Raw genomic sequence first — 25118 nt, forward strand, 5'->3', positions numbered from 1 at the left:
CGGCCGGGGACGAAGTGCTTCAGGGGCGGGACGAAGGTGTACGTGGCCGATGCCTACTGGGGGCCCGGAGGCGACCGGGTCACGGTGGTCGGACGTGAGCGGCACACCCGGCGATGGATCGTCATCGACATGGCGACGCGCCACCTCTACGGTTTCCGGCCGAAGCTCGTCCACACACCGCGCGTCCTGGAGCGGCTGCGCGAGGCGGGACACGGGCGGGGACTCGGCGAAGAGTACGCGGCGGATGTCTCCGTGACACTGGAGCGGTACGCGCGTGGATACCGTGCCGACACGTCGCCGTACAGCCCCCACCCGGACCGCTGCCTCTGCCACGCCTGCCTCACCGGTGAGGCCGAGTGGGACCGGTCGCCGTCAGAGCCCGGCGGCCTGGAGCCGTAGCCCCGCCAGGGTGAGGTCCAGGGCGGAGCGGAACTGGTCGGCATCGTCGTGGCCGTCGAACTCGTCGACGATCTCGTGGATGAAGGGGAACTCCTCCGGGGCGAGCTCCCGCCACGTACGGGCGAAGCGGCCGAGGAACGCGTCGCGGTCGACCGCGCCGTCGAGGACCTCCTGGGGCGGCTCCTGGCCCATGTCGACGGCCGAGCCGACGACGACCCCGACGACCGCCGAGACGGCGTGGAAGCGCTGGCGGGCGGTGAGGTCCAGGCGCAGGGTCTGCCGGCCGAGCAGGTCGTAGATCCGCAGGGAATTGCTCTGCACGTCGGTGTTGCGCATGAAGTACGCGCCGAGCCAGGGGCGGGCGACGACCGCGTCGAAGAGGGTGACCGCCATCGCGCGCAGGTCGTCGATGGGGTCCTCGCCGAGCGGGAGCTTCTCGATGTCGTCGAGGACGCCGGCCATGACGTGGTCCGTGGCGAGGTCGAGCAGCTCGTCCTTGTTCGCGACGTACCAGTAGATGCTCGCGACGCCGCCTCCCAGGCGCTGTGCCAGGGCCCGGAAGGTCAGGGACGGGGCTCCCGCCTCGTCGAGGAGGGCCACGGCCTCGTTGAGGACGGATTCCATCGAGTGCGAAGCGCGGCGGCGCCCCGCGCCCGGGCGGGCCTGCTGGCGTGTCATGGCGTGCACTCCTCACCTTTACAGCGGATCGAACGTTGTTCTATCGTAACGGATGGAACAGCGTTCGATACTCGAACCATGTTCGATGCTGGATCTTCGATGTTCGACGCTCGATGCTCGATCGGAAAGAGTGCGCCATGACCACCGCCACGCCCACCGGCCCGCCCCGCACCTATACGTCCCTACGCGCGGCGTGGATCCCCCTGGCAGCGCTCTGCCTGGCCTTCTTCGTCGAGATGGTCGACAACACCCTGCTGTCCATCGCGCTGCCCACCATCGGCCGCGACCTCGGCGCGGGCACGACCGCGCTCCAGTGGGTCACCGGGGCCTACTCGCTCACCTTCGGCGGGCTGCTGCTCACCGCCGGATCCATCGCGGACCGGTTCGGCCGCCGCCGCGTCCTCCTGATCGGGCTCGCCGTCTTCGGCGTGCTGAGCCTCGGCGTCCTGCTCGTCCACTCCGCCGGCGGGCTCATCGCCTTGCGCGCCGGGCTCGGGGTGGCCGCCGCCGCGATGGCCCCGATCACGAACTCCCTCGTCTTCCGGCTCTTCGACGACAAGGCGCTCCGTATGCGCGCCATGACCGTGATGATCGTCGTCGGCATGTCCGGGTTCGTCCTCGGCCCGCTGCTCGGCGGCACGGCGCTGGCGCACGTGTCCTGGGAGTGGCTGCTCCTCGTGAACGCCCCCATCGCGGTGATCGCCTGCGTCGGCGTACGGCTCGGCGTCCCGGCCGACCGCCCGGACGGCCTGACCAAGGACTCCCTCGACGTGCCGGGCGCCGTCCTGAGCGTCGCCGCCATCGGGCTCGCCTGCTACTCCCTGACCAGCGGCGTCGAACACGGCTGGCTCTCCACCGTCACCCTCGCGTCGGTCGTCGGAGCCCTGGCCGCGGCGATCTGGTTCTTCCGCCACGAACGCCGGACGGCCGCGCCCATGCTCGACCTGGGCCTCTTCTCGCGCGGTACGGTCCGGGGCGCCGCCCTCGCGCAGACCGGTACGTCCATCGCCATGGCGAGCGTGATGTTCGGCCTGATCCTGCACTTCCAGTACGCGTACGGCTGGAGCCCCGTCCGCGCCGGGCTCGCCAACCTGCCGATCATCGTCACGATGCTCGTGGCCACCCCGCTGTCCGAGTGGCTCGCCCGCCGCTTCGGCCATCGCGTCGCCTGCCTGGTGGGCGCCGGGTTCCTCGCGGGATCGCTGGCCGGGCTCGCCTGGGGCGTCGAGCACGGGTACGCCGTGATCGCGGTGTGCATGGTCCTCATGACCATCGGCCTGCGCACCGTGATGACGATCTGCGCGGTCGCCCTCGTCGAGGCCATGCCGAGCAACCGCACCTCCATGGGCACCGCCCTCAACGACACCGCCCAGGAGGTCGGCTCCAGTATCGGCACGGCCGTCATCGGCACCCTCATCGCCGTCCTGGTGACCACACAGCTCCCCGCGGGCACCTGGAGTGAGGACCTGATCGCGTCCTTCTTCCACGGCGAGCGCATCACGTACGCCCTCCTCGCCGTCGTCGTCGGCCTCATCGCCGCCGGCGGCGCACTGGGCCTCACCGACTCCCACTCGGTGGAGGAGCACGGGGCGGAGGAGGCCGAGATGGAGGGGGCCGCCGGAATGCCCGGGTGAGGCTGGGCGAGGCCAGGCCGGTTCCGGGCCGCGTTGCCGAGGGCCTCGGATCCGGCATAGCCTCGCGGAATGGTGCAGAGCAGGGCGAGCGACGTCGACGGATATCTGGCCGAGGTCCCCGAGGACCGCAAGGCCGTGCTGGCCGAGGTGCGGCGGCTGTGCCGGGCGGAGCTGGTCGGCTTCCGCGAGGTCATGGCGTACGGGATGCCCGCGTACGAGCGGGACGGCGCCTGCGAGATCGCGTTCGCCAGCCAGAAGCAGTACATCTCCTTCTACCTCATGCGCGCTGACGTCCGCGACGCCTTCGAGGAACGCCTGGCCGGCCACGACATGGGCAAGGGCTGCCTGCGCTTCCGCAAGCCGCAGAGCGTCGACCTCGGCCTGCTGCGCGACCTGCTCAAGGCCACCGCGGCACGGCCGGGGGACGTCTGCTGAGGCCGGTCGCGGGGGCTGCTTGATCATCAGGTTCGGCATCCGGTTCGGCATTCGGTTCAGCAGCCGGTTCATAATCCGGCTGTGGACATATCCGATGAGGGCCAGCCCCTCGATCCTGCCTGGCTCGATGCCGACAACAACGTGTGCGGTGTGCTGACGGGAGTCTCGAACGTGTCGTCGGTGGCCGAGCGGTTCGTCGCCGCCGGCTGGAATTCCCGCTCGTCGTCGTGGGAGGGGTACGAGATCGAGACCGGCTGGTGCCGCGTCGAGATCGACCCGACCGGCGGGGACACGCTCCTGAACGGTGTCGTCGACCCTCGGCGCTTCGAGGATCTGGCGGTGTTGCTGACCCGCTGCGGTACGCGGTTCGTCCTCGAACTGTACGGCGATGACGGCGAATTGCTGCGGGAGATCAAGACCGGCGCCCCGTCAGCATCAGCATCTGCGTCAGCGTCTCAGGCAGCGACTCCTCGGGCGTTCCGTCGGCTGCTGGCTCCGCTCGGGCGTCTTCGGTCGGGGCGAGGCGGGCGCCGCCGGGGCCGGTGAGGATGAGGGGGGCAGTCGGAGCAGTTGACATGCCCTCTGGCGAGTGACCTGCGCTACGTTATCGAACGCGATCGCTACATATGTGCGGGTGACCCTTTCACGTGGGCGGATCGCGTCCGCCACCTCCCTGTTCGTGCTGTCCGCCGTCCTGTGCCCGGCCGCCGTACCCGCCGCGGCAGCCGAACCCGCCGCAGTCGCCGCTCCGGCCGCGGCGGCGGGGCCGCTCGCCGCGCGCGTCCTGCCCGAGCCGCCCGGCGCCGATCAGGTCCGCGCCGAACTCGACCGCCTCACCATCGAGGCCCCGCACTCGATGAGCGGCTACTCCCGGGACCGGTTCCCGCACTGGATCAAGCAGTACGGGGAGTGCGACACCCGCGAGGTCGTCCTGTCCCGCGACGGGCAGGGCGTCACCCAGGACTCGGCCTGCCGCGCGATCGAGGGCACCTGGACCAGCCTGTACGACGACAAGGTCATCGACACCGCGACGAAGATCGACATCGACCACATCGTCCCCCTCGCCAACGCCTGGCGCTCCGGCGCCGACAGCTGGACCACCGACAAGCGCAAACGATTCGCCAACGACCTCGACAACCCCCAGCTGATCGCGGTCTCCGCCGCCTCCAACCGCTCCAAGGGCGACCAGTCGCCGGACCAGTGGGCGCCGCCGAGCGTCGACTACTGGTGCACGTACTCCCGCGCCTGGACCCACATCAAGTCCCTCTACGGCCTGTCCATCACGCAGCCCGAGAAGGACAAGATCATCAAGATGCTCGACAACTGCGCCTGACACCCCCCACCGTCGCCCCGCGGCCTGCGCGACCGCGTGCTGCGGGGCGGCGGCACGGAGAGGACGACCTCATCGCGGCACGAGGTGCTGCTGGGGGAGCGGGTGGAGGCGGACGTCTTGGACGCTCCTCGGCCGAGCTGGGAGCGCATCAACGCCGAGCTGCTGGGCCTGTCCTGAACCAGGTCGCTTCCTTCCGGCGGGCCGGCTCCGGGTCCGGCCCCGGACCCGTCCGGTTGTCTGAAACCGCCGGGGCGGAGCGGTTCCCTCCGGACCTAGAGTGACGCGCGTTGATCGCGAGGGGCTCCTGTCGCGAGGCTTCCTCGTGGTCGCCGGTCGTGGCAGGTCCGTACCGTCAGGGCGCCCCTCTTCCGCGTTCCGCTTCGGGCCGTGACCCAGCCGGGTCCCGGGCGGTGTCCTCTTCTCAAGGAGTCCTCGTGAGCACGATCGTCATCCTGACCGAAGCGACCTTCGACGCGAAGGTCGTCAAGGTTCCGGGCCCGGTCCTCGTCTCCTTCCTCGCGGAGTGGTCCGGCCCGTGCAAGATGATCGAGCCCGGTCTGAAGGAGATCGCCGCGGAGTTCTCCGGCCGGCTCACGGCCGGCAACCTCGACATCGACCAGAACCCGGCCATCCCGCCCAAGTACAACGTGACCGCGATCCCCACCCACCTCCTCTTCAAGGGCGGCAAGGTCGTGGGGACCAAGATCGGCCCGTGGAGCAAGGCGCAGCTCGTCGAATGGCTCAAGGAGAGCAACATCTGATCGATCCGGCGACCGGTGCTCGCTCCGGCGCGGAGGAGGGGGATCGTGTTGGGCCTGTAGCACCGTCGCGGTCTGTCAAGTCTCGCCGTCCACCGTGCGCGCTCAACGTCTCCACCCCAGCTCCGTGTACGTCCGGCCTGCCTGAACGCCCTCGATCGCCGCCCGCGTGTACGGCACGACTCGCTCGGGCAGGTCCTTGCTCCCGAACCACTCCCAGGCCACGCACTTGTCCGGCTCGCGGACCTCCGGCTCGCGCTCCCAGTGGCGGGCGCGGAAGAACAGGCCGATGCGCGGACGGTCTCCCGGCCTGTCGAGCGTGTGCACGGTGTGGACGAGGTCGAGGTCCGCGGGGTCGATGACCAGACCGGCCTCCTCCCGGGCCTCGCGCACCAGGCACTCGGTGGCCGCCTCGTACTCGCAATGGCCCGCGAGCACATGCCACGTGCCACCCGCGTACGCCGAATCCGGGTGACGCAGCCCCAGCAGGACCTTGCCGTCGCGCTCCAGGTAGAGGTGGACGCCGATGATGTGCAGCTCGGTCCCGGTCGGCGCGCCCTCCACTACGGGCGCGGTTCTCGTCGGACGCTCGGTGGCACGGGTGGGACGGGTGGGATGATCGGGTCGGTCGGCCGCGTGGTCTTCGATCAGGGCCCGGGTGGCGGGCTGCATGGTCAGGTGCAGCAGATAGCGGCCCTGGCCGTCGTGGATTACCGCCGACGCGTTCACCGGAGTGATCGGGCCGGCCAGGCCGGCGGCGCCCAGTTTCGCGCGCAGGGACGACAGACCGACCTCGTCCTGCGGCAGCCATACGGCTCCGCCGACCTCCTCGTCCTGGAGAGCGAGCTCGGGTGCGTCCGACGTCAGACGGAAGACGAACAGGAAGTCGAAGTGCTGATGGGCGGGTTCGCCCCTGGCGGGGCGCGGCTGGATGTCGTGGACGCAGATGTCGATCGGGGCGCGCCCGAACTCCGGCGTGAGCACGAGGCAGTACGCAGGGATGCCCGTCTCCTCCCGGACCTCCCGCAGCACCGTGTCCAGGAGCGTGTCGTCGCCGCCCTCGACGTGCCCGCCGGGCGGCAGCATGAGGCCACTGGCCCGGTGCCGGACGTGCAGGACCCGGCCCTGCCGGTCGACCACGACGGCGCTGCACGTGATGTGCCCGGGCAGCGTCGTTCGGGCGGTCACGTCGACGGGCAGGTCCAGATCGGCGAGGAGGCCGCCGAGGGCGTCCCGCTCGCCGGGGTGCCGGGTGAGGTACGCCTCGACGGTCCGCCGGATGGCGGGGGAGCTGGGTGGCATGGGGGTCGCCTCGCCTTCGAGGTAGAGGTGGGGGTGGCTGCCTCGCGCCGAGGCGGATGCGGGCGTGCAGGCGTGCGTGCGGGCTATGCGATGGGCGGTAGTTCGGTGACGGGCTGGCGGGCGGCGCGGCGGATGCCGAGGCGTTCCCGGGCCCGGTGGACGGCCGCGAGCTGTTCCGCTGCCGGGCGGCCCCAGTCGAAGAGCTCCAGGGCCTGTTCCGGAGTGGCCAGGATCCGGATGTGGGCGACTCCCGTCGCCGGGTCGACGCGGCGAGGGCCGACGCTGGTCAGGGCGGCGGCATAGCGGACACGGGCGCACGCGGTGTCGGTGTCGGTGTCACAGACGTGCCCCACGAGCACCGGCTCACCGAATCGGGCCGTGGCCTCCTCGTACGCCTCCCTGCGCAGCGTGGCCACCCAGTCGTCTTGGTCGACGGGCTCCGGCGTGCCCCCGGGCAGGCAGGCGGCGCCCGATTGCGGGTCCAGGAGGACCAGCACTCGGCCGTCGGCGTCGAACAGCCAGCCCCATGACTGCCGGACGGGCAGGCCCGTCGGCGCGGCGGCGGGGTGGAAGGCGAAGCGGTGCTCCGGGCGATCCGTGCGCAGGATGCCCGCTCGGTCCAGCACGCTCGGCGCGATGGGCAGTCCGTTCTCCAGGACGACGGCGCCGGTGGCGTTGATACGGGCGCGCAGCGCCGAGAGGGCGCGGCGGGCGTCCCGGGGCGAGAGGAGGTCGGGCAGTCGGGCGGGCTCGACGAACTCGATGGAGTCGATCTCGTGGTCCGGGAGCCGGATGGCGGCGATCCGGTCGTCGTCCCAGGTGCCGCCGTCGAAGACGTGCAGGATCTCGCCGGGGAAGCGCATGGCCGCGGGCGCGTCCACGCTGTCGGCGGACACCCAGTCGACGGCGAGGCCGTGTTCGACCCGCAGGGTGACGCCGAGCTCCTCCCGTACTTCGCGGCCGGCGGCGTGGGCGGGGGATTCGCCCTTGTCGACACCGCCGCCGGGGAGGAGGCAGGTGTCGAGGTAGTCGACGTGCTGCACCAGCACACGGCCGAACACGTCGGTGATCAGCACCGACGTACCGCACCACAGGGCGGCGGAGGCGCGCAGCGCGCCGTACTCCTCGTCGGTCATCGCCGAGTCGGCGGGCGGGGTGCTCACGGGCGCAGCGCGTAGCAGCGCAGGACGTCCAGGTCGGCCGTGTGGACGGCGGACCATCCGCTCGTGAGCAGTTCGGCGTCCGCAGGCGAGATCCCCAGGCTCAGGAGGAACGGGTCGCTGGTGGTGCGGCGGCCCGCGATCTCGGTGACGACCCAGAAGGTGCCGCCGGGCGCGAGCAGACTGCGTATGCGGCTGAGGAAGGCCGGCTTGTCGACGATCCACCGGTAGACGAGGCGGCAAGTGAGGAGGGAGTAGGCCGGATCCGGGAGACCGGCGAGGCTGTCGGAGGCGAAGTCCAGGCATACCCAGGAGGGTCCGGGGACGGGTCCGGGGCTGGGTTCGAGTCCGGGTCGGGGTCCGGGTTCGAGTCCGGGGTCGAGCCTGGGCTTGAATCCGGCCCCGGGGTGGGCATCGTCCGCAGCGGCGGTCACGGTCGCAGTCGCGAGCGCGATCGCGCTGGGGGAGCAGTCGACGCCGGTCGTGCGGTAGCCGAGCCCGTGCTGGAGGTACCGGGCCAACGCGCCGTCTCCGCAGCCGATGTCGAGCGCGGGGCGGCCGAGCCCGGGGCCGAGGCGCTCGGCCGTCAACCGCCGCTCGGTCTCGCAGGCCCGCCGGTAGCGGCGGCCGGAGCTCCAGAGCGGCTCCCAGTAGGCCGGGCTCGCGGTGGACACGTCGGTGGTGGTCATGATGCTCCCGTCTGCTCGGGTGAGTGTGGGCGCGACGGGGCGGCGCTCTCGGCCGTTCCCGCCGCACGGGCCCGGTGTGTCATGGGTCCTCCCGTACGGTCGTCCGTCCGGCCACGGTCGGCAGGTTCAACGAGCGCGCAGGGGTGTCGGACTGGCGCCTTTCGGCCGGTGTTCGATCCCCGAGACTCGGTGCTCCGGGCGCGTGTCAACACGTGCCGGATCCATCGACCCGGCCCTCCCGACAGGGGCTGACACGGTCCCGTCTCAGCTCACCAGTACAGGGGTCGCCGCAGGTGCCCTGGCACGCGCCCGAGGATGGGTCCTCAGCGTCCGGGTGCGGCCGCCGCCCCCATCTCCCCGGCGAAGACGATGACCTGGTCGATGAGGCTCCGTCGCAGATGGACGACGTCCGTTCCCGTCAGGCGGGGGCCTCCGTCCGGCGTGCTGAAGGCCCACTGGTACCGGGCCCACTCGTCAGGCATGTCCACCTCCGAGCTGCGCACCATCGTGCCGGTCCCCGCCGGGTGGCGCCGGATGTCCAGCACGAACCGTTCGACCGCCGCGATTCCCTCGCTGCGGCCCAACGGACCCCAGAAGACCACGTCTGAGGTCAGGGCCTGGGCGAGCAGGGCGGTCACATTGCTGTCGTCCGAGGCGTTGAACGCGGAGATGAACGTGTCGATCGCGGATCGTGCCGTCTCTTCCTGCATGTTCCAGTAATACCAGCCGAGTCGGGCCGGGTCGGGCCGGGCCGGGCCAGGGAGTCCCGGCCCGGCCCGGCTCCGCTCGGCCTCGCCGTACGTGCTTGCCCCCTGCTTCGTCCGCCGCGCGGGCTCCGCGCGCCGGTGCGGGTGTCCGGTCAGGAGGCAGGAAGGGCCAGCAGGAGAAGGGGGGTGGTGGTGGGCTGAGGGGAGCCTCCGGCGGGTTCCAGGGTGAGGCCGACGGCGACCGCGTCGGCCGGGTTTCCGGCGAGGACGACGGTGCCGTCGTGCTCGATGAGGCCGGCCGGGCGCATGGTGCCGTTGTGGTCGAGCCACAGCTGGTACGTCTTCCCGGCGCCGGGCGCGGGGAGGTTGGCGGCGGTGAAGACCGCCTGGTCGCGCTGGGCGGAGGAGACGACGGTGGTCAGGGCTCCGTTGGCGGTCTTGCCGTGCACGGTGTGGGCGTCCGGGGCGGCCAGGACGGCGTTCACCGCGTCGATCTGCTGCTGGGCCTGCTCTGCCTGCTGCTTGAGCTCCTGCCCGTTCTGCGCCTGCCAGACCGCGACGCCTCCCAACGCGGCGGCGACCACGCTGGCGGCGACCGCCCAGGACACGGCACGCCGGCGCAGGAAGCCACCGAAGGCGGGCGTCACGCTGGGGGCGGGGATACGCGGCGGCAGCTGCCGTACGCCGTCGATGGCGACCATCACCTGGGCCTTCACCGCGGCGGGAGGCGTCTCGGAGACGGCCGCGGCGAGGCGCGCCGTGGTGGCCTCGAACTCGGCCGTCTCCTCCCGGCACTGCGCACAGCCCCGAAGGTGGGCGTCGAAGTCCTTGCGCTCGGCGTCGTCGAGTGCGCCCAGGGCGAAGGCGGCGGCGAGGGTGTGAACGTCGATGGCGTCGTGCTTCATGTGGTCACCCCCATGCAGTCGCGGAGCCGGATGAGCCCGTCGCGCATGCGTGTCTTGATGGTGGGAAGAGGCGTGCGCAGGGTCTCGGCGACCTCACGGTAGGTCAGCCCCTGGTAGTAGGCCAGGGTGACGGCCTGGCGCTGAAGCTCGGTCAGGCCGCGCAGACAGCGGCGTACCTGCTCGGACTCCAGGCGGGTCTCGACCTGTTCGGCGACCTCGTCGAACGCGGTGGTGTGCTCGCGGGCCGCCTGCGCGTGCTCGCGGTCGGTGGCGGCCTGGGCGGAGCGGACCCGGTCGACCGCCCGGCGATGGGCGATGGTCGCCGCCCAGGTGGTCACCGAGCCGCCTTCGCGGCGGTAGCGGGTGGCCTGCCGCCACAAGTCGATCATGACTTCCTGGGCGACCTCCTCCGACTGCGCCCGGTCGCGCACGACCTTGACCACGATGCCGAAGACCAGGGGCGCGAGGGCGTCGTAGAGGGCGGAGAACGCCTCCTTGTCGCCTCGGGCGACCTGCAGCATGACGTCGGCGAGGTCGTCGCGACCGGGACCGGCGGAGCGCCCGGCCCCGAAGTGGATCGGTTGGTTCACCTTCGCCGCTCCGCCCGTGGCGAGAAGGCGAAGGGAGGGCCTGGGGAGGCCGTCGGGGGGCGGGGTGTCCATCGCATGCCGCTCCTTGTGTCGTCGCTCGTTCGGGGCCGGACCATCAGGGGATGGCCTTGTGGATGGTCTGTCCCGGGAGACTGTCCGTTCCGGGATCCCGAGGGATTCGTTCGTGTGTTGCCCGTTCTTCGTAGCGGACGGGCCCACGGATGGGAGGGCGCTGGACGCCGGAGTGTCCGCCCCATGGCACGAGGATTCGCCGTCCGCGCGGTCTGACGGCAACAAGAACGAGTGGATTCACTCGTTCGGGGGTCGGTCCAATCCGCCGGGCGGGGGCCGCCGAATGGCCGGTGTGAGCAGCTTCCGCAGCAAACTCGTCCGCGCCGTCCTCGGCGCCTCGGCTGGACTCCTGGCCGCCTTCACGGCGCTGGCCGTGGCCGAGCTGGTGGCGGGACTCGTCCGGCCCGCGGCGGGGCCGGTGACCGTCGTGGGCGGCGCGCTGATCGACCGTACTCCCGCTCCGGTGAAGGACTTCGCCATCCGGAACTTCGGGGAGAACGACAAGACCGTCCTGCAGCTCGGGATCCTCGCGATGCTCGCGCTCGTCGCCGTCGGCCTGGGCGTCCTGGCCACGGCCCATCGGCGAGCGGGAGCCGCTGGTGTGCTGCTGTTCGGGATCGTCGGAGCGGCGGCCGCCCTCACCCGACCCGACTCCACCGGCATCGGCGACGTACTCCCCTCGGTCGCCGGAGCGCTGGCCGGAGCGCTCGCCCTCTATCTACTCGCCGCGCAGGCCGTACGGGCGCCGGAGCCGGCCGACCCGGACGGCGAGGGCGGCGGCGCCGGATGGAACCGGCGCGGTTTCCTCACCGCGGCCGGCGTGACAGCCGTGGCGGCGGCCTCGGCGGGTGCGCTGGGCAGAACCTTCACGGCCCGTCGAGGCGAGGGGGCGCTCGCGTCCCGCAGGAGTCTCGTTCTGCCCAAGCCCGCCTCGCCCGCTCCCGCGCTCCCGCCAGGTGTCCAGCTGAAGGTCCCCGGCATCACCGCCTTCACCACGCCCAACGCCGACTTCTACCGCGTCGACACCGCCCTGACCGTACCCATGATCGACGCGGCGACCTGGAGGCTGCGTATCCACGGCACCGGCGTCGCCAGGTCCCGGACCTATACCCTCGACGAGCTCCTCGCCCGACCCCTCATCGAACGTGACATCACGCTGACCTGTGTCTCGAACGAGGTGGGAGGCCCGTACATCGGCAATGCCCGCTGGCTGGGCGTCCCCCTCGCCGGACTCCTGAGCGAGGCCGGCGTGCTTCCCCCGTCGCGGGGAGGGCGAGCCGATCAGCTGGTGGCGCGCTCGGTGGACGGCATGACGCTCGGCTCCCCAGTCGAGGACGTGATGGACGGCCGCGACGCGATGCTCGTCGTCGGCATGAACGGCGAGCCCCTCCCGTTCGACCACGGCTTTCCTGTCCGGATGCTCGTTCCCGGCCTCTACGGCTACGTATCGGCCTGCAAGTGGATCACCGACATCGAGCTGACGACCTTCGACGCGTACGACCCGTACTGGGTGAAGCGGACCTGGGCCCGCAGGGCGCCGATCAAGACGCAGTCCCGCATCGACACCCCCAAGCCCTTCGCCCGCCCCGCCGCCGGTCCCGTCATCGTCGCGGGAGTCGCCTGGGCGCAGCACCGGGGCATCGCACGCGTCGAGATCCGCGTCGACGACGGGCCCTGGCGGGACGCCGACCTCGCCGCCGAGGCGAACGTCGACACCTGGCGCCAGTGGACCTACCGCTGGGACGCCGCTCCCGGCGGACACCACCTCACCGTCCGCGCCACCGACGGCACCGGCCAGGTCCAGACCGAGCGGCGCACCCGCACCATCCCCGACGGAGCGAGCGGCCTGCACAGCGTGTTCGTCACCGTCGCCTAGACCACCGGACGGCCGAAGGCCGCACCGGCCAGCACCACCACCTGCACGATTACCGCTCTTACCACGACCACTCAAACGAACACCCGACAGAACCAGCTCAAGGAGCAATCGGCAATGAACAACACCAAGATCCGCCACGTCGCCGTCGCCGTCGCCGCCGCGGTCCTGCTGCCCCTCTCCCTGACCGCGTGCTCCGGCTCGGACAGCGACACCAAGGCCGCGCCGCCGAGCGCGGCCGGCAACGAGGCGGAGACCGGCGTGACGCCCACCGGGGACGCGATGACCGGCGACCAGCCCTTCGGCCCCGCCTGTGCCGGGGTGCCGAAGGACGGGGCGGGCTCCTTCGACGGCATGGCCAAGGACCCGGTCGCCACCGCGGCGTCGAACAACCCGGCCCTCTCGACGCTGGTCGCGGCCGTCAAGCAGGCCGGTCTCGTCGACACCCTCAACAACGCGCAGAACATCACCGTGTTCGCGCCGACGAACGACGCCTTCGCCAAGATCCCGAAGGCCGACCTCGACAAGGTCCTCGCCGACAAGGCCACCCTCACCAAGATCCTCACCTACCACGTGGTCGGCCAGAAGCTCACCCCGAAGCAGCTGGAGAACGGCACCTTCGAGACCCTGGAGAAGGGCACGATCACCACCAAGGGATCCGGCGAGAGCTACACCGTCAACGACACCGCCAAGGTGGTCTGCGGCAACGTGAAGACCGCCAACGCCAACGTCTACATCATCGACACCGTCCTCATGCCGAAGTAACGCTGCTGACCTGCTTGCTTGCCTGCCTGCTGCTTGGTTGGCGGCTTGCCAGCCAGCCAGCCAGCTCGCTCGCCCGCAACGGCCGCCGGCCCCGTTCCAGGTCCACGAGGACCAAGGGAACGGGGCCGGTGCCCGCTTGAGTGAGGGTGCGACCACCCTGCACACCGGCGGATTGATCGTGGACAACGGGTGGCTGCGTGTCTTCGGCGGAGGTCACGGGGCCGCCCCGGGATACCCGGTCAGATGAGCTATTTCGCTCCTGACGCTCTGGAGTGGGAGACGATGGAGATGGGACACTCCGGGTGGGTCTCCTGGCTCCTCTCAGGCAGTCTGGAGATGTTCTACGACGGACTGCGCTGGCCCGGCTGGCGAGAGGAGGCCGCGGCTCTCGTCCTTGAGCAGGGTCTTTCCGTATATCCGTTCCTGTGGTCCGAGGAAGCCCACGCAGATCTCGCGGCCATGAGTCGGCGACCTGTCCCGATGCGCGAAGTGCTCGGATTCGCGGCGGACTTCGCCCGGCAGACGCGGATCTCCGATCCGGGGTTCCTGGGCGACGTGTGAGTCGCCGCGCCCGACCGTTCCGGCGGGTCAGGGCCAGGGCCAGGGTCGGGTGCCACGGGGAAACGGCTGGGGCGACGAGGCCGGGCCGCTGGCGCCTGACAAGGGCGTCTACACGGTGGCGGTCCGCCCTCACCTCTCACCCCGGTCTGGCAGAAAGGACCCTCGCATGGCACGGACGACCGACTCCTCGGACCGGCCGCACTTACCCCTTCCGACCGCCGTGTTCAGCAACGCCCACCTCGCTCCACGAGATCGCTTCGCCCACTGGCGTGACCTGCTGAACAGCACTCATGCGCCGATGACGTTGCGCAGCGACCGGAGCGACGACTTCCTCGCGCGTCAACGCGTCATCCCTCTCGGGGATGTGACGGTGTGGCCCGGGGCGTTCCCGCCCGTGGACTTCCACCGCACCAGCAGGCTCATCCGGCAGTCGGACCCCGAGAGTTACCACCTGACGCTGATGCTCCGCGGGAGCGGAGTCGTCGTCTGGCGTGACAGGACGCTCCGCACGAGTCCCGGTGTCTTCCACAACAACGACTCCTCCCGCCCGGTCGAGATCCGTTCATCCGCGGAGCGAGGGCGGGTTGTCATGATCGGGCTGGAGATCCCCAAAGCCGTGCTCCCGCTCGCCCCACGGCTCGCGGAGCGTGCCATCGGGCTGCCCATCCGGGACGATCACGGCGTGGGCCGTCTGCTGGCCCGCTTCCTGATGCAGCTCGTGCGGAGCCTCCCGGAGTACGGAATCGCGGACGGGCCGAGGCTCGGAGCCGTGGCCATGGACCTCACGGCCGCCGTGCTGGCCCACGCCGTGGAGGAAGACGGCGCGCTGCCGGAGCAGACCCTGCGCCGGACGACCTTGCTGAGAATAAGGAGCTTCATCCAGCAGAACCTCGACGACCCCGGTCTGTCTCCGCCCTCCATAGCCGCCGCGCACCGCATCTCCACCAGCTGCCTGCACCGCCTCTTCCGGCACGAGGGCATCACCGTGGGGGCGCTGATCCGCAGACAGCGCCTGGAGCGGGCCCGCGCCGAACTCGCCGACCCGGGCATGGCCCACGCGCTCATCGACCTCATCGCGGCCCGGTGGTGCCTGACACCGGCCGGGTTCAACCGCTCGTTCAGGACGGCTTACGGCATGCGGCCCAGCGAGTACCGCGACATGGTGTTCCGGGGACGGCCTGGGCCGCACGTGCCACCAGAAAGAAACCTGCCACTTTCTTCAGGGTGATCCGTCGACTCCGGAAAGTCGCTGAACTGGAAGGCTTCCGAAAAGTGAACTCGAAAGTGGCGCGCAGGGTTTCGGTCGAGGTCTTTACCTTCTCTTGAATGAGCTGGAGACGGGCTGATGATTTTTCATCCATCGCGATGGAAGGGCCTTGTCCTCGGGGACGCTCCGGTTGGATTCTCAGGCGATGGGAGAGATCTTCGTGCGATCGAAACGAAAAATCCGAGCGGCGTTTCTGGCTGGCTCGGCCGGCTTCGCTCTGCTGGCGACGGCCGGGACCGCTCAGGCTGCGGACACCCGAATCGACCTGCTCAATGGCAGCGGCTACGCCGAATGGACCGAGAACGGCGACACGCTGACGGTCCGCGACACCCGCAGCGACGGTCGGGGCGTCCGTGCCTACATCTACCGCCCTTACGCGGGTGGCCCCGGCAACGGTGATGTCCTCATCAAGGCGAGCAGCGGAGGGAACGGCTGCGTGGCCGTCCGCGAGGACATCAGTGAAACCATCCGCATCAACATCAAGGTCGTCAACTCCCAGGGCAGCGACATTATCAATCCCAATTGGAGGGTGATCCGCTAAGGAATTTGCTAAATCAGGTCCTCCTCTTTGGTAGACGGATAGCCGCTGGGATTCCCGTATGGGTGGTGGGCCGGTCTTCCTGGCTGGCGCTCTGTGACCGTCACCCGGAAGATCGGCCCCTCGCGAGTTCGAACTCGGACCAATCCGCCGGGCGCAACCGCTTCGAATCAGGTGTGAGGCTTCGGCGGCCTGCTCCCCGGCCCCGGCCCCGGGCGCGAAGCCCGGCCCGTAGGCCCCGCAGCCTCGGCGTATCCCCGGCGCATCACCGCTCCGGGGGCGAGAGACCGGACGGCGGGAGGTGGCGATCGTGTACCGCGCATCCGTTCCTGACGACCGCGGGCCGCGTGCCGGCAAGCATGCTCGGCGCCTTCCGTCCGACCGGGCCCTCACCGGCCGCATCCGGCTCTATCCGGCCGCCCCGCAACTCCCGGCCGGTCCGCCCCACCGCACTCCCCGCGGACCGGCCCGCCTCCTGGAGGAGGAACCGGCATGACCACCACCCGTACCCCGCGCCGCTCCGCACTGCTCGCGGCGGCCCTGTTCGTCCTGCCCGTCACCCTCGGTGTCGCGGGCCCGGCCTTCGCGGACTCGCCGCCGCCCGCCCCGTACGGTCCGGCGTGCATGACGGTGCCGAAGCAGGGCGCCGGCAGCTTCGACGGCATGGCCCAGGACCCCGTCGCCACCGCCGCCTCCCACAACCCCGACCTGTCCACCCTGGTCGCGGCGGTGAAGAAGGCCGGGCTGGTCGACACCCTCAACAACGCGCAGAACATCACCGTCTTCGCCCCGACCAACGAGGCGTTCGCGAAGATCCCGAAGGCGGACCTCGCCAAGATCCTCGCCAACAAGGCCGAACTGACGAAGATCCTCACCTACCACGTGGTGGGGGAGACGATCACCCCGAAGCAGATGGAGAACGGCACCTTCAAGACCCTTGAGGGCGGCACGCTCACCACGCAGGGGTCCGGATCGTCCTTCACCGTGAACAAGACCGCCAAGGTCGTCTGCGGCGGCGTCCCGACCTCCAACGCCACTGTCAACATCATCGACACCGTCCTGACTCCGCCCATGTAGGCCCCCACGCACACACGCACGCACACCAGCACCCACCACGGCGCCGCCCGGTTGTCTCCGGGCGGCGCCGTGGTGGGTGCCCGCCCCCCGGCCCCGGTGCTTCGGCTGGGACGCCGTGGTCCCCAGTCGTTGGCCCACCAAGAGTCCGATATGCGGGGGTTCACGCCTGATGGTCAGATGGACCGATACGCGGAACGAGTGTGCGGCATGCGGAACGGAGCATCAGACCCATGAGCGAGACCCTGCCCTCCTTCGAGGACACGACCGACTTCGACAACGCCGACCGGGGCTTCCTCGGCGCCCTCGTCCCGGGTGTCGTGAAGGCCGACGACGGCTGGGTGATCTGGGACAACGACACGTACGCCTTCCTCGGCGGCGACTGCCCGGACACCGCGCACCCCAGTCTCTGGCGCCAGAGCCGGCTCGCCTCCCGCCAGGGCCTCTACGAGGTCACGGAGGGCATCTACCAGGTGCGCGGCCTCGACCTCTCCAACATGACCCTCGTCGAGGGCGAGCGCGGAGTCGTCGTCATCGACCCGCTGATCTCCGTCGAGACCGCCGCCGCGGCCCTCGCCCTCTACAAGGAGCACCGCGGGGACCGGCCGGTCACCGGCGTCATCTACACCCACTCGCACGGCGACCACTTCGGCGGCGTCCGCGGCGTCCTCCCGCACGGTACCGAGGCCGGCGTTCCGGTCATCGCCCCCGTCGGCTTCCTGGAGCACGCGGTCAGCGAGAACGTCTACGCGGGCAACGCGATGAGCCGCCGCGCCAGTTACATGTACGGAGTCGGCCTCCCCGTCGCCCCCGACGGGCAGATCGGCGTCGGACTCGGCCAGGCCACCTCCACCGGCACCGTCAGCCTGATCCCCCCGACCGTGGACATCACCGCGACCGGTCAGGAGGAGACCGTCGACGGCGTACGGATCGTCTTCCAGCTCACGCCCGGCACCGAGGCGCCGGCGGAGATGAACTTCCTCTTCCCCGGCCACCGCGCCCTCTGCCTGGCGGAGAACGCCACCCACACCATGCACAACGTGCTCACCCTGCGCGGAGCCGTCGTCCGCGACAGCCGGATCTGGGCGCGCTACCTCGACGAGGCCATCGAGTACTTCCACGGCCGGTACGACGTCGGTTTCGCCTCCCACCACTGGCCCACCTGGGGCCACGAGAACGTGGTCCGCTTCCTCACCGAGCAGCGCGACCTCTACGCGTACCTGCACGACCAGACCCTCCGCCTCCTCAACGAGGGGTACACCGGCGCCGAGATCGCCGAGCGGATCGAACTGCCTCCCGCCTTGCGGAAGGCGTGGCACGCCCGCGGCTACTACGGCTCGCTCAGCCACAACACCAAAGCCGTCTACCAGCGCTACCTCGGCTGGTACGACGGCAACCCCGCCCACCTGTGGGAGCACCCGCCCGTCGAACTGGCCCGCCGGTACGTTCAGGCGGTGGGCGGCCCGGCCGAGGCCCTCGCCAAGGCGCGCGTGTACGCCGAGGACGGCGACCTCCGCTTCGCCGCCACCCTCCTGAACCACCTCGTGTTCTCGGCCCCGGACGACCAGGAGGCGAAGGACGCCCTGGCGGCGGTGTACGAGCGGCTCGGATACGGCGCCGAGAACGCCACCTGGCGCAACTTCTACCTGCGCGGCGCCCAGGAACTGCGCGGGGGCATCACCGGCGAGGTCATCGACCTGGCCAACCCCGAGATGGTGATGGCCCTCACCGTCCCCATGCTGCTGGACTCGGTCGCCATCGCGATCGACGGCCCGCGCGCCTGGGACGACGAGCTCGTCGTCGACCTGGTCCTCACCGACGGTCCCGCGGGGGCGGGCGCCCGGCACCGGCTCACCCTCCACAACGGCGCCCTCACCCACCGCGAGGCCACCGCCCCACCCCGCGAACCCGCCGGCCTCACGCTCACCCTCGGCAAGGCCCAGCTCCTCGGCCTGCTCGCCGGGAAGGGCGTCGACGAACTGGGCATCGGCACCGACGGCGACCCGGCCCTCATCACCCGGCTCCTCGCCTATCGCTCGACGCCCGACCGGAACTTTCCCATCGTCACCCCCTGACGAGAGTTCGGTGAGCCCCTTCCGGAAGGGGCCCAGAAGGATTAGTTCCAGAAGCCGTGGTGGACCTTGCGGGCCTCGGGGAGGTCGATCGGGCCGATGACCGGGAGGTCGCGCTGGCCGGCCGTGAAGACCTCGCGGCAGGGGAGGGCCATGGTGGGGTTCTCGTCGTTGGCGCCGGTCATGGCGAGGAGCTCGTCCTCGCCGAGCGCGTACACGACGCGGCCGATGTTGCCCCAGTAGATGGCGCCGGAGCACATCGCGCACGGCTCGGTGCTGGTGTAGAGCGTGCAGGTGCGCAGGAAGTCGGCGTCGTACGTGGCGGTGGAGAGCCGTACGAGGTTGGTCTCGGCGTGGCCGGTGGCGTTCCGCTCGGTGGTGACGGTGTTCTCGGCCTCCAGCAGGACCGTGCCGTCGGGGCCGGTGAGGACGGCGCCGAAGGGGTGGTTGCCCGCGGCGCGGGAGCGGCGGGCGACCTCCACGGCGGTGTGCAGGACCTGGATGTCGGCGTCGGTCGCGGTCGGGGGCGCGGTCTCGGCGGTGGGGACGGTGGTGGGGACGGCGGTCATGCGGGGATCTCCTCGGTGGTGTCGGTGGTGTCGGTGGTGTCGGTGGTGTCGGTGGTGTCGGTGGTGCGAATGGTGCGGGTGGTGGCTCGTTTCCCGGTCCTCCGGGTGAGCGCGTAGTGGATGAGCCCGGCCGTCACGAAGGCGACGGCCGCGGCGCAGGCGCCGAGTGCCGGGTGGCTCTCGGCGATCGGGCCGACGAAGACGCCGGGCTGGCTCATGAAGGGGACCGCGGCGAGCAGTCCGAGCAGCCAGGAGGCGAATCCGGGCCCGAAGTTCCGGGGCTCCTCGTCGTCGCGGGGCGGGACGAGGAAGCGTTGGACGAGCATCACGGCGAGCCAGGGCGCGATCCAGTTGCCGAGGACGATCAGGAAGTTCTCGAACGACTTCCAGTAGTCGCCCTGTCCGGCGAACCAGCCGATCGCGCTGCCGAGCCCGCCGACGACCAGGACGGCCTGCCAGCGCGCCATCCGCACCCCGGCGATGAGCCAGGCGAGGGCGCCGGAGTAGCAGTCCAGGCAGCTGGAGGTGATCGTCGAGACGCCGAGGGCGAGCATCGTGACGGTGGCGAGCGCACCCGGCAGGACCTGGCCGACGAGGTCGGTCGGGGTGCCGATGAACGCGAGGGTGCCGATGGCGGCGCCGAGACTCGCGATCCACACCGAGCCCAGCCATGTACCGGTGAAGGCGTAGAGGAACAGGGTGCGCGGCGGGGTGTCGACGGGCATGTAGCGGGTGTAGTCGGCGGCGTACGAGGAGAAGCTCAGCGCGCGGGCCGCCTGGATGGCCATGACCAGGGCGAACGCCCCCACAAAGCCGAGCGGACCCGCCTTGGCCGGGTCGAAGCCGGAGCCGAGGTCGCTCTCCGTGTACCCGTAGAGCGAGACGCCGATGAACAGCAGCGGCAGCACCAGGGCCATCGCCTTCTGCACCAGGTGGATGAAGCCGTAGCCGACGAGCGCGATCGCCACCTGGGCGACCGTGACCAGGGCGAAGGCCGGACCGAACCCGGTCCCGATCAGGGTCTGGACGGCGAAGGCCCCGAGGATCGAGTTCACCGCGAACCAGGCGCACGCCTTGAAGAAGACGAGTACGGCCGGGATCGCGGCACCGCGCCGCCCGAGCGGGAGCCGGGTCTGGACGAGCAGACCGACGCCCTTGGGCGGGCCGAACGTCGACGTGACGCCGATCGCCGCCGCGCCCACGGCGCTGCCGAGCACGATCGCGAGCAGCGCCTGCGCCCAGCCGAGGCCGAAGGCGGCGGTGGCGAGCATGCCGCTGGTGAGGCTGGAGAACTGCACGTTGGAGCTGAACCAGAGCGTGAACGACGAACCCGGTCCGCCTTCGCGGTCGTCGGCGGGTATGGGTTCGACGCCGGAGGTCTCCACCGCGGTGGCGGAGCGCACCGCGGCTGTGAGCCGTTGCGCGAGAGGGCCTTGTCGGGTCATGTCGTGCCCCCTTCCATGAATCGTAGGAAGTCAGGGATGCCGGAGTGCTGCAGCAACGGAAGTACACACCCCGTGGGCAGCGGCGGGGCACCCGTCCGGAACGCGAAGCGCTGGCCGAAACTGCACTACTCTTCGTACGATCGTCGGAGAACGGGAAGAGGGGGGGCCTGTGCGGGTACGGGTACGGGATCTGCTGGCCATGCCGGAGCTGGGCCTCACCCTGCTGACCCCTGAGGGCGAGCACACCGGCCTCGCCCGGGAACTGCGCTGGGTGTACGCCACCGACCTGCTGGAGCCGGCCGCCTTCCTGACCGGCGGCGAACTCGTCCTCACCAGCGAGGGCTGGTACCGCACCCCCGCCGACTGCGAGACCTTCGCCGCCTCCCTCGCCGAAGGCGGCGCCGCCGCGCTCGTCGCCGGTGACCTCCTCCTCGGCGAGGTGCCGCCCGCCCTGGTCGAGGCGTGCGGCAGGCACGGCATCCCCGTCCTGGCGGCCCCGCCGCAGATCAGCTACGGCGCCCTGTCCCGTACGGTCATCGACCGGATCAACCGCGAACGCGGCCTCGAACTCGCCGACGTCCTCGGCCGCCACCGCCGCCTCGTCGCCGCCCTCGTCGAAGGCGCCGACCTCGGCGGCCTCGTCGCCATGCTCGCCGCCGAACTCCACACCGACTGCTGGGCGTTGTCGTCCGCGGGCCGACTCCTCGCCGGCCCGGCCGAGTCCTTCCCCGCCGCCGCGCGCGCCCACCTCGCCGCCACCGCCCAACGCGCCGACCGCCTGCCGACGCTCATCGACGGCCACTGGGCCCTGCCCATCGGCCGCCGCAGCGCGGGCGGCGGCCTCCTCGTCGTACGGGGAGAGCCGTCCGACCCGGAGGCCGCCGAGCAGACGGCGGAGCTCCTCGCCCTCGGCGGCGCCCGCCGCGACGAACGCCGCCGCACCGAACAGCGCTTCCACGCCGACCTGGTCGAGCTGATCGAACAGGCCGCCCCGCCCGCCACCCTCGCCACCCGCCTGCGCACCGCCGGCCTCGACCCCACCGGCCCGTTCCTCGTCCTCACCGCCCTCACCAGGGGCGCCCTGCGCCCCTGGGACCTGGCCGCCGACCTCGCGGAAAGCGTCCTGGACGACAGCCCGGACACCCGCACCGTCGTCGCGGGCGGCGAACACGGCCTGACCCTGCTGATCTCACCCGGGCCAGCCTGCGACGGGACGTCCCGCGACGAGACGTCCGGCGGCGACACGTCCCGCGACGCCACGACCTTCAACAACACGACCGTCGACAACGCGGCCTTCGACGACACCGCCTTCGCCGCCCTCCTCGACGAACGCCTCGCCCGCTTCGAACCGGTCGCAGAGGGAGGCCGCATCGCCTTCGGCCTCGGCTCCACCGCCCCCGACGCCGGCGGCCTCGCCCGCGCCCTGGAAGAATCCCGCCACGCCGCCCGCCTGGCCGCCCTCCGCCCCACCCGCCTGGCCCTCGTCACCGCCCGCGCGCTCGACTCACACCTGCTGCTCCTGGCCGGCGTCCCCGCCGAGATCCGCGCCTCCTACCGTCGCCGTCTCCTCGGCCCCCTCCAGGAGTACGACACGGAGCACGGCGCCGACCTCGTCCGTACCCTCACCATCTTCCTGGAGCACAACGGCGCCTGGCGCACCACGGCCACCGCCCTCCACATCCACGTGAGCACCCTCCACTACCGCATCGGCCGCATCCAGCACCTCACCGGCCGCGACCTCGCCACCGCCCACGACCGCGTCGACCTCTACCTCGCCTGCGCCATCGACACCCCGTGAGCCGGCAGCGCGTCGCGTACGGCGTACCGCCTACCGCTCGGCGCTCGGTGCGGCTCAGGCGGCTGTCGACCGTGCCCGCGCCGCCGAGGGGGAGCCGGGGGAGGGTGCGGCGGCAACCTGAGGGGCGGTGAGAGCCGGGTCGATCGTCCGTGCCCGCGCCGCCGAGGGGGAGCCGGGGGAGGGTGCGGCGGCAACCTGAGGGGCGGTGAGAGCCGGGTCGATCGTCACCAGCGTCACTCCGAGCGGCTCGACGAGCGCGCGCAGGGCGGCCTCCGACAGCCGGATCCACGGCTGGCCAGGGCCGAGCGTGCCGACCAGCCGGTCACTCGCCGTGAACACGACTGCGGTGCGGATGCCGAGCGGTGTGCGGAACATGCGTACCACCACGAAGCTGGTGCCTGGCCGGACCGGGACGTAGAAGAGTCCGGACAGGCCAGGTTCCTCGGGATCGGACTTGGGATCGGGGCCGGGCTTGGGCTGGGACTCGGGATCGGACTCGGACTGGGGATCGTCGTCGTAGGTGAACAAGCACATGGGGCCCTCCTGGGGCTGCCGCGAAGCGTCGGGTCGCGTCCCGACCGGCCGAAGCACCCGGGCGTGACACCGAAACCATCCCCCCTCGGGCAGCGTCCCGGACGGCTCCTGATGTGATCTTGACGGTGAACATCGACGGCCACGAGGACCGGACCGCTTCACCCGGCGAGGACTTGTCCTGGCGGTCTCTGAGTGCAGCAGCGGCCGGCACTCGTGAATCTCGTTGTCAAAGGTCGCGCCGAGTGAGGTAGAAGGACGGGATGGATACCGCCGTACTTGAGCAGATGCTGGACGAGACCTTCGATCACGCTGTTGTCCACCACGGATACACCAACTACATGCGCGACTACGAGGTCATCGTTTACGCGACGGCTGATCCCCGTAACGGAGTCGCGCCGTCTCACCTGAGGTATCTCTTCCGATACTGCGTCGAGGCCAGGTGTGAGACATCAGTGCCGACGGAGACCTGGCGGGTTTCCTTGGATGAGCGACTCATCGACCATGAAACGGGCGTTGACCTGGACGGATACGTCTGGGGCGTCAAGTGGCACGCCATGTACCCGGGAGCCAGACTCCTTCCTGAGTCCGAGGCGGCCCGTCGCTGGTCCAAGGCCCTTGGGATCGACTTTCACGAGGTGCGCATTGAGACCAACGCGCACAACATGACCTTGCTCTTCTCAGACCTTCAGGTGAGCGAGGTCCCGGTCGGATACGCACCCTTCGCCACGGAGTAGCGATCAGGGCTCGGGTGATCTTTTGGCCGCCGCCTGACCAGGTCCTTCTTCCTCTCCTGGGGCGGGGTGCTCTGAGTGATGCTGAGTGGGAACGGCTGCCGCCATTCCTGCCGGTCGACAACAGGCGTTGTGGCAGGTGGTGGGATCACCGGCGGGTGAGATTGACTGGGATATCTCGATCGACTCCACCATCGTGCGGGCGCATCAGCGCGCCGCAGGCGCCCGCACCGATGCGCCACCCGCACCGGACCCGCACTGCACGGCCTGAGGCGACTCGGCCTCCCCGCCCCGCCCCGGCTCAGCGCGTGTGCCGCACCAGGGCGTCGACGAGCTGGGGCCAGAGTGCGCGGGGCCGGTCGTGCCCCATGTCCGGGATCAGGAGCAGTTCGGCGCCGGGGATCAGGTCCGCGGTGCGCCGCCCGCCGCTGGGGTCGATCAGCGTGTCGTCCAGGCCGTGGATCACCAGCGTCGGCACGTGGAGGGCGCGCAGGGCGTCCGCGCGCGAGCCGCTGAGGATCATGGCGCCCAGCTGTCGGCCGGTCCCGGCCGGATAGTAGGCCCGGTCGTAGCTGTCACCGGCGAGCCGGCGCAGCGCGGCGGCGTCCCCGTACCGCTTCGAGGCCCACACAAGCTCCCGCTCCGCTGCCGCGACGTACCCCGCCCGGTCCGAGGGCTTCGGGCCGAACAGCACCGCCTGGGCCTCCGCGCTCGGCTGGCCGTACTCGCTCTCGCCGGTCGAGGACATCATCGACGTCAAGGTCAGCACGCGGTCCGGGGCGGACAGCGCCATCGTCTGGGCGATCATCCCGCCCATCGACGCGCCGACCACGTGGGCGCGCTCGATCCCGAGCGCGGTGAGGAGACCGAGGCCGTCGTCGGCCATGTCGGTGAGCCGGTACGGCACCATCGCGAGCGCGGCGGGCAGGTCACCCGAACTCACGGCGGCGACGAACTCGGCCATGTCGACGGGCTGATCGTCGAACTTCGTGGACAGCCCGCAGTCGCGGTTGTCGTACCGGATCACATACCGGCCCCGGTCCGCCAGCGCACGGCAGAGGTCCTCGTCCCATGCCAGCATCTGCGCCCCGAAGCCCATGACGAGCAGGACGGCCGGATCGGCCGGATCGCCGAAACCCTCGTACGCGATGGAGACCTCGGGAGACACGGCGATGATCGGCATACCCGAAGCCTGCCATGGCGGGACGGGCGAGGCGCGCGAATATCCG

The 25118-nt window shown here is 70.9% G+C and carries 25 protein-coding genes and 2 pseudogenes; 16 read left to right on the forward strand and 11 right to left on the reverse strand.

Going from position 1 to position 25118, the window contains the following annotated elements:
* The first annotated feature begins 42 nt into the window (after positions 1–42).
* A complete protein-coding gene (locus AB0C99_RS27010; RefSeq protein ID WP_362480076.1) occupies positions 43–399 on the forward strand; it encodes a hypothetical protein in 357 nt (118 codons plus the stop codon).
* On the opposite strand, the gene AB0C99_RS27015 is transcribed toward AB0C99_RS27010, so the two are convergent.
* A complete protein-coding gene (locus AB0C99_RS27015) occupies positions 373–1023 on the reverse strand; it encodes a TetR family transcriptional regulator (protein WP_362480217.1) in 651 nt (216 codons plus the stop codon). The genes AB0C99_RS27010 and AB0C99_RS27015 overlap by 27 nt on opposite strands.
* Positions 1024–1214: 191 nt before the next feature.
* On the opposite strand from AB0C99_RS27015, the gene AB0C99_RS27020 reads away from it, so the two are divergent.
* From AB0C99_RS27020 to AB0C99_RS27040, 5 genes are all read left to right on the forward strand, one after another.
* Positions 1215–2711 carry an MFS transporter gene (locus tag AB0C99_RS27020; protein WP_362480079.1) on the forward strand — a complete coding sequence of 499 codons (1497 nt, stop codon included), beginning with the start codon at positions 1215–1217 and terminating at the stop codon, positions 2709–2711.
* Between the two features lie 69 nt (positions 2712–2780).
* Positions 2781–3146: a DUF1801 domain-containing protein gene (locus tag AB0C99_RS27025; protein WP_362480081.1), complete on the forward strand. Its 366-nt coding sequence runs from the start codon at positions 2781–2783 to the stop codon at positions 3144–3146.
* A gap of 81 nt (positions 3147–3227) precedes the next feature.
* Entirely contained in the window at positions 3228–3692 is a 465-nt protein-coding gene (locus AB0C99_RS27030; protein ID WP_362480084.1) for a hypothetical protein, read from the forward strand.
* Between the two features lie 88 nt (positions 3693–3780).
* On the forward strand, positions 3781–4479 hold the full coding sequence (locus AB0C99_RS27035; RefSeq protein WP_362480086.1) for an HNH endonuclease family protein: 699 nt from the start codon (positions 3781–3783) through the stop codon (positions 4477–4479).
* A gap of 434 nt (positions 4480–4913) precedes the next feature.
* The gene (locus AB0C99_RS27040) at positions 4914–5240 is read left to right on the forward strand and encodes a thioredoxin domain-containing protein (protein WP_362480088.1); all 327 of its coding nucleotides are present in this window, start codon (positions 4914–4916) and stop codon (positions 5238–5240) included.
* A gap of 102 nt (positions 5241–5342) precedes the next feature.
* Here AB0C99_RS27040 and AB0C99_RS27045 read toward each other — a convergent pair whose 3' ends face one another.
* The 6 genes from AB0C99_RS27045 to sigK all read right to left on the reverse strand — a co-directional run bounded on the left by AB0C99_RS27045 (position 5343) and on the right by sigK (position 10521).
* Positions 5343–6539: an NUDIX domain-containing protein gene (locus AB0C99_RS27045; protein ID WP_362480091.1), complete on the reverse strand. Its 1197-nt coding sequence runs from the start codon at positions 6537–6539 to the stop codon at positions 5343–5345.
* A gap of 83 nt (positions 6540–6622) precedes the next feature.
* Entirely contained in the window at positions 6623–7702 is a 1080-nt protein-coding gene (locus tag AB0C99_RS27050) for an NUDIX domain-containing protein (RefSeq protein WP_362480093.1), read from the reverse strand.
* Positions 7699–8388: a class I SAM-dependent methyltransferase gene (locus AB0C99_RS27055; protein ID WP_362480096.1), complete on the reverse strand. Its 690-nt coding sequence runs from the start codon at positions 8386–8388 to the stop codon at positions 7699–7701. The genes AB0C99_RS27050 and AB0C99_RS27055 overlap by 4 nt, the downstream gene beginning before the upstream one ends.
* A gap of 323 nt (positions 8389–8711) precedes the next feature.
* On the reverse strand, positions 8712–9098 hold the full coding sequence (locus tag AB0C99_RS27060; protein WP_362480098.1) for a nuclear transport factor 2 family protein: 387 nt from the start codon (positions 9096–9098) through the stop codon (positions 8712–8714).
* A gap of 149 nt (positions 9099–9247) precedes the next feature.
* Positions 9248–10000: an anti-sigma factor gene (locus tag AB0C99_RS27065; RefSeq protein WP_362480100.1), complete on the reverse strand. Its 753-nt coding sequence runs from the start codon at positions 9998–10000 to the stop codon at positions 9248–9250.
* Positions 9997–10521 carry an ECF RNA polymerase sigma factor SigK gene (sigK, locus tag AB0C99_RS27070; RefSeq protein WP_362480220.1) on the reverse strand — a complete coding sequence of 175 codons (525 nt, stop codon included), beginning with the start codon at positions 10519–10521 and terminating at the stop codon, positions 9997–9999. Before sigK ends, AB0C99_RS27065 begins: the two co-directional genes overlap by 4 nt.
* Before the next feature lie 424 nt (positions 10522–10945).
* Between sigK and AB0C99_RS27075 the strand changes: the two genes are divergently transcribed.
* The 7 genes and pseudogenes from AB0C99_RS27075 to AB0C99_RS27105 all read left to right on the forward strand — a co-directional run bounded on the left by AB0C99_RS27075 (position 10946) and on the right by AB0C99_RS27105 (position 18815).
* Positions 10946–12538: a molybdopterin-dependent oxidoreductase gene (locus tag AB0C99_RS27075; protein WP_362480102.1), complete on the forward strand. Its 1593-nt coding sequence runs from the start codon at positions 10946–10948 to the stop codon at positions 12536–12538.
* Positions 12539–12652: 114 nt separating this feature from the next.
* The gene (locus tag AB0C99_RS27080) at positions 12653–13300 is read left to right on the forward strand and encodes a fasciclin domain-containing protein (protein WP_362480104.1); all 648 of its coding nucleotides are present in this window, start codon (positions 12653–12655) and stop codon (positions 13298–13300) included.
* Positions 13301–13478: 178 nt separating this feature from the next.
* Positions 13479–13861: pseudogene (locus tag AB0C99_RS27085) on the forward strand (DUF2625 family protein).
* Between the two features lie 166 nt (positions 13862–14027).
* Positions 14028–15089, forward strand: a complete 1062-nt coding sequence (locus tag AB0C99_RS27090) for a helix-turn-helix domain-containing protein (protein ID WP_362480107.1) — start codon at positions 14028–14030, stop codon at positions 15087–15089.
* A 184-nt stretch (positions 15090–15273) separates the two neighbouring features.
* On the forward strand, positions 15274–15669 hold the full coding sequence (locus AB0C99_RS27095; protein ID WP_362480109.1) for a hypothetical protein: 396 nt from the start codon (positions 15274–15276) through the stop codon (positions 15667–15669).
* Positions 15670–16158: 489 nt separating this feature from the next.
* The gene (locus AB0C99_RS27100; RefSeq protein ID WP_362480111.1) at positions 16159–16743 is read left to right on the forward strand and encodes a fasciclin domain-containing protein; all 585 of its coding nucleotides are present in this window, start codon (positions 16159–16161) and stop codon (positions 16741–16743) included.
* 230 nt (positions 16744–16973) lie between these two features.
* Positions 16974–18815, forward strand: coding sequence for an alkyl sulfatase dimerization domain-containing protein (locus AB0C99_RS27105; RefSeq protein ID WP_362480113.1), 1842 nt, complete (start codon positions 16974–16976; stop codon positions 18813–18815).
* 41 nt (positions 18816–18856) lie between these two features.
* Here AB0C99_RS27105 and AB0C99_RS27110 read toward each other — a convergent pair whose 3' ends face one another.
* Together AB0C99_RS27110 and AB0C99_RS27115 are read right to left on the reverse strand one after the other, a co-directional pair.
* Positions 18857–19381: a nucleoside deaminase gene (locus AB0C99_RS27110; protein WP_362480115.1), complete on the reverse strand. Its 525-nt coding sequence runs from the start codon at positions 19379–19381 to the stop codon at positions 18857–18859.
* The gene (locus tag AB0C99_RS27115; RefSeq protein ID WP_362480118.1) at positions 19378–20826 is read right to left on the reverse strand and encodes a cytosine permease; all 1449 of its coding nucleotides are present in this window, start codon (positions 20824–20826) and stop codon (positions 19378–19380) included. Before AB0C99_RS27115 ends, AB0C99_RS27110 begins: the two co-directional genes overlap by 4 nt.
* 169 nt (positions 20827–20995) lie before the next feature.
* On the opposite strand from AB0C99_RS27115, the gene AB0C99_RS27120 reads away from it, so the two are divergent.
* Entirely contained in the window at positions 20996–22624 is a 1629-nt protein-coding gene (locus AB0C99_RS27120; protein WP_362480120.1) for a PucR family transcriptional regulator ligand-binding domain-containing protein, read from the forward strand.
* 54 nt (positions 22625–22678) lie between these two features.
* Here AB0C99_RS27120 and AB0C99_RS27125 read toward each other — a convergent pair whose 3' ends face one another.
* Positions 22679–23056 carry an SAV_915 family protein gene (locus AB0C99_RS27125; protein WP_362480223.1) on the reverse strand — a complete coding sequence of 126 codons (378 nt, stop codon included), beginning with the start codon at positions 23054–23056 and terminating at the stop codon, positions 22679–22681.
* A gap of 362 nt (positions 23057–23418) precedes the next feature.
* Between AB0C99_RS27125 and AB0C99_RS27130 the strand changes: the two genes are divergently transcribed.
* Both AB0C99_RS27130 and AB0C99_RS27135 read left to right on the forward strand, forming a co-directional pair.
* Positions 23419–23892, forward strand: a complete 474-nt coding sequence (locus AB0C99_RS27130; RefSeq protein WP_362480123.1) for a hypothetical protein — start codon at positions 23419–23421, stop codon at positions 23890–23892.
* A 56-nt stretch (positions 23893–23948) separates the two neighbouring features.
* Positions 23949–24130, forward strand: a pseudogene (locus tag AB0C99_RS27135) (hypothetical protein); the annotation flags it as partial.
* A gap of 60 nt (positions 24131–24190) precedes the next feature.
* On the opposite strand, the gene AB0C99_RS27140 reads toward AB0C99_RS27135, so the two are convergent.
* A complete protein-coding gene (locus AB0C99_RS27140) occupies positions 24191–25072 on the reverse strand; it encodes an alpha/beta hydrolase (protein WP_362480126.1) in 882 nt (293 codons plus the stop codon).
* Positions 25073–25118 lie beyond the last annotated feature (46 nt).

Source organism: Streptomyces sp. NPDC048659 (assembly GCF_040650575.1).
Taxonomy (GTDB): Bacteria; Actinomycetota; Actinomycetes; order Streptomycetales; family Streptomycetaceae; genus Streptomyces.

Excerpts from the sequence above, each read along its gene's own strand:
- AB0C99_RS27015 (WP_362480217.1), bottom strand. The coding sequence starts at position 1,023 with ATGGAATCCGTCCTCAACGAGGCCGTGGCCCTCCTCGACGAGGCGGGA.
- AB0C99_RS27020 (WP_362480079.1), top strand. The coding sequence starts at position 1,215 with ATGACCACCGCCACGCCCACCGGCCCGCCCCGCACCTATACGTCCCTA.
- AB0C99_RS27025 (WP_362480081.1), top strand. The coding sequence starts at position 2,781 with ATGGTGCAGAGCAGGGCGAGCGACGTCGACGGATATCTGGCCGAGGTC.
- AB0C99_RS27045 (WP_362480091.1), bottom strand. The coding sequence starts at position 6,539 with ATGCCACCCAGCTCCCCCGCCATCCGGCGGACCGTCGAGGCGTACCTC.
- AB0C99_RS27055 (WP_362480096.1), bottom strand. The coding sequence starts at position 8,388 with ATGACCACCACCGACGTGTCCACCGCGAGCCCGGCCTACTGGGAGCCG.
- AB0C99_RS27060 (WP_362480098.1), bottom strand. The coding sequence starts at position 9,098 with ATGCAGGAAGAGACGGCACGATCCGCGATCGACACGTTCATCTCCGCG.
- AB0C99_RS27065 (WP_362480100.1), bottom strand. The coding sequence starts at position 10,000 with ATGAAGCACGACGCCATCGACGTTCACACCCTCGCCGCCGCCTTCGCC.
- sigK (WP_362480220.1), bottom strand. The coding sequence starts at position 10,521 with ATGCTGCAGGTCGCCCGAGGCGACAAGGAGGCGTTCTCCGCCCTCTAC.
- AB0C99_RS27075 (WP_362480102.1), top strand. The coding sequence starts at position 10,946 with ATGGCCGGTGTGAGCAGCTTCCGCAGCAAACTCGTCCGCGCCGTCCTC.
- AB0C99_RS27080 (WP_362480104.1), top strand. The coding sequence starts at position 12,653 with ATGAACAACACCAAGATCCGCCACGTCGCCGTCGCCGTCGCCGCCGCG.
- AB0C99_RS27090 (WP_362480107.1), top strand. The coding sequence starts at position 14,028 with ATGGCACGGACGACCGACTCCTCGGACCGGCCGCACTTACCCCTTCCG.
- AB0C99_RS27095 (WP_362480109.1), top strand. The coding sequence starts at position 15,274 with ATGGGAGAGATCTTCGTGCGATCGAAACGAAAAATCCGAGCGGCGTTT.
- AB0C99_RS27100 (WP_362480111.1), top strand. The coding sequence starts at position 16,159 with ATGACCACCACCCGTACCCCGCGCCGCTCCGCACTGCTCGCGGCGGCC.
- AB0C99_RS27105 (WP_362480113.1), top strand. The coding sequence starts at position 16,974 with ATGAGCGAGACCCTGCCCTCCTTCGAGGACACGACCGACTTCGACAAC.
- AB0C99_RS27110 (WP_362480115.1), bottom strand. The coding sequence starts at position 19,381 with ATGACCGCCGTCCCCACCACCGTCCCCACCGCCGAGACCGCGCCCCCG.
- AB0C99_RS27115 (WP_362480118.1), bottom strand. The coding sequence starts at position 20,826 with ATGACCCGACAAGGCCCTCTCGCGCAACGGCTCACAGCCGCGGTGCGC.
- AB0C99_RS27130 (WP_362480123.1), top strand. The coding sequence starts at position 23,419 with ATGGATACCGCCGTACTTGAGCAGATGCTGGACGAGACCTTCGATCAC.
- AB0C99_RS27140 (WP_362480126.1), bottom strand. The coding sequence starts at position 25,072 with ATGCCGATCATCGCCGTGTCTCCCGAGGTCTCCATCGCGTACGAGGGT.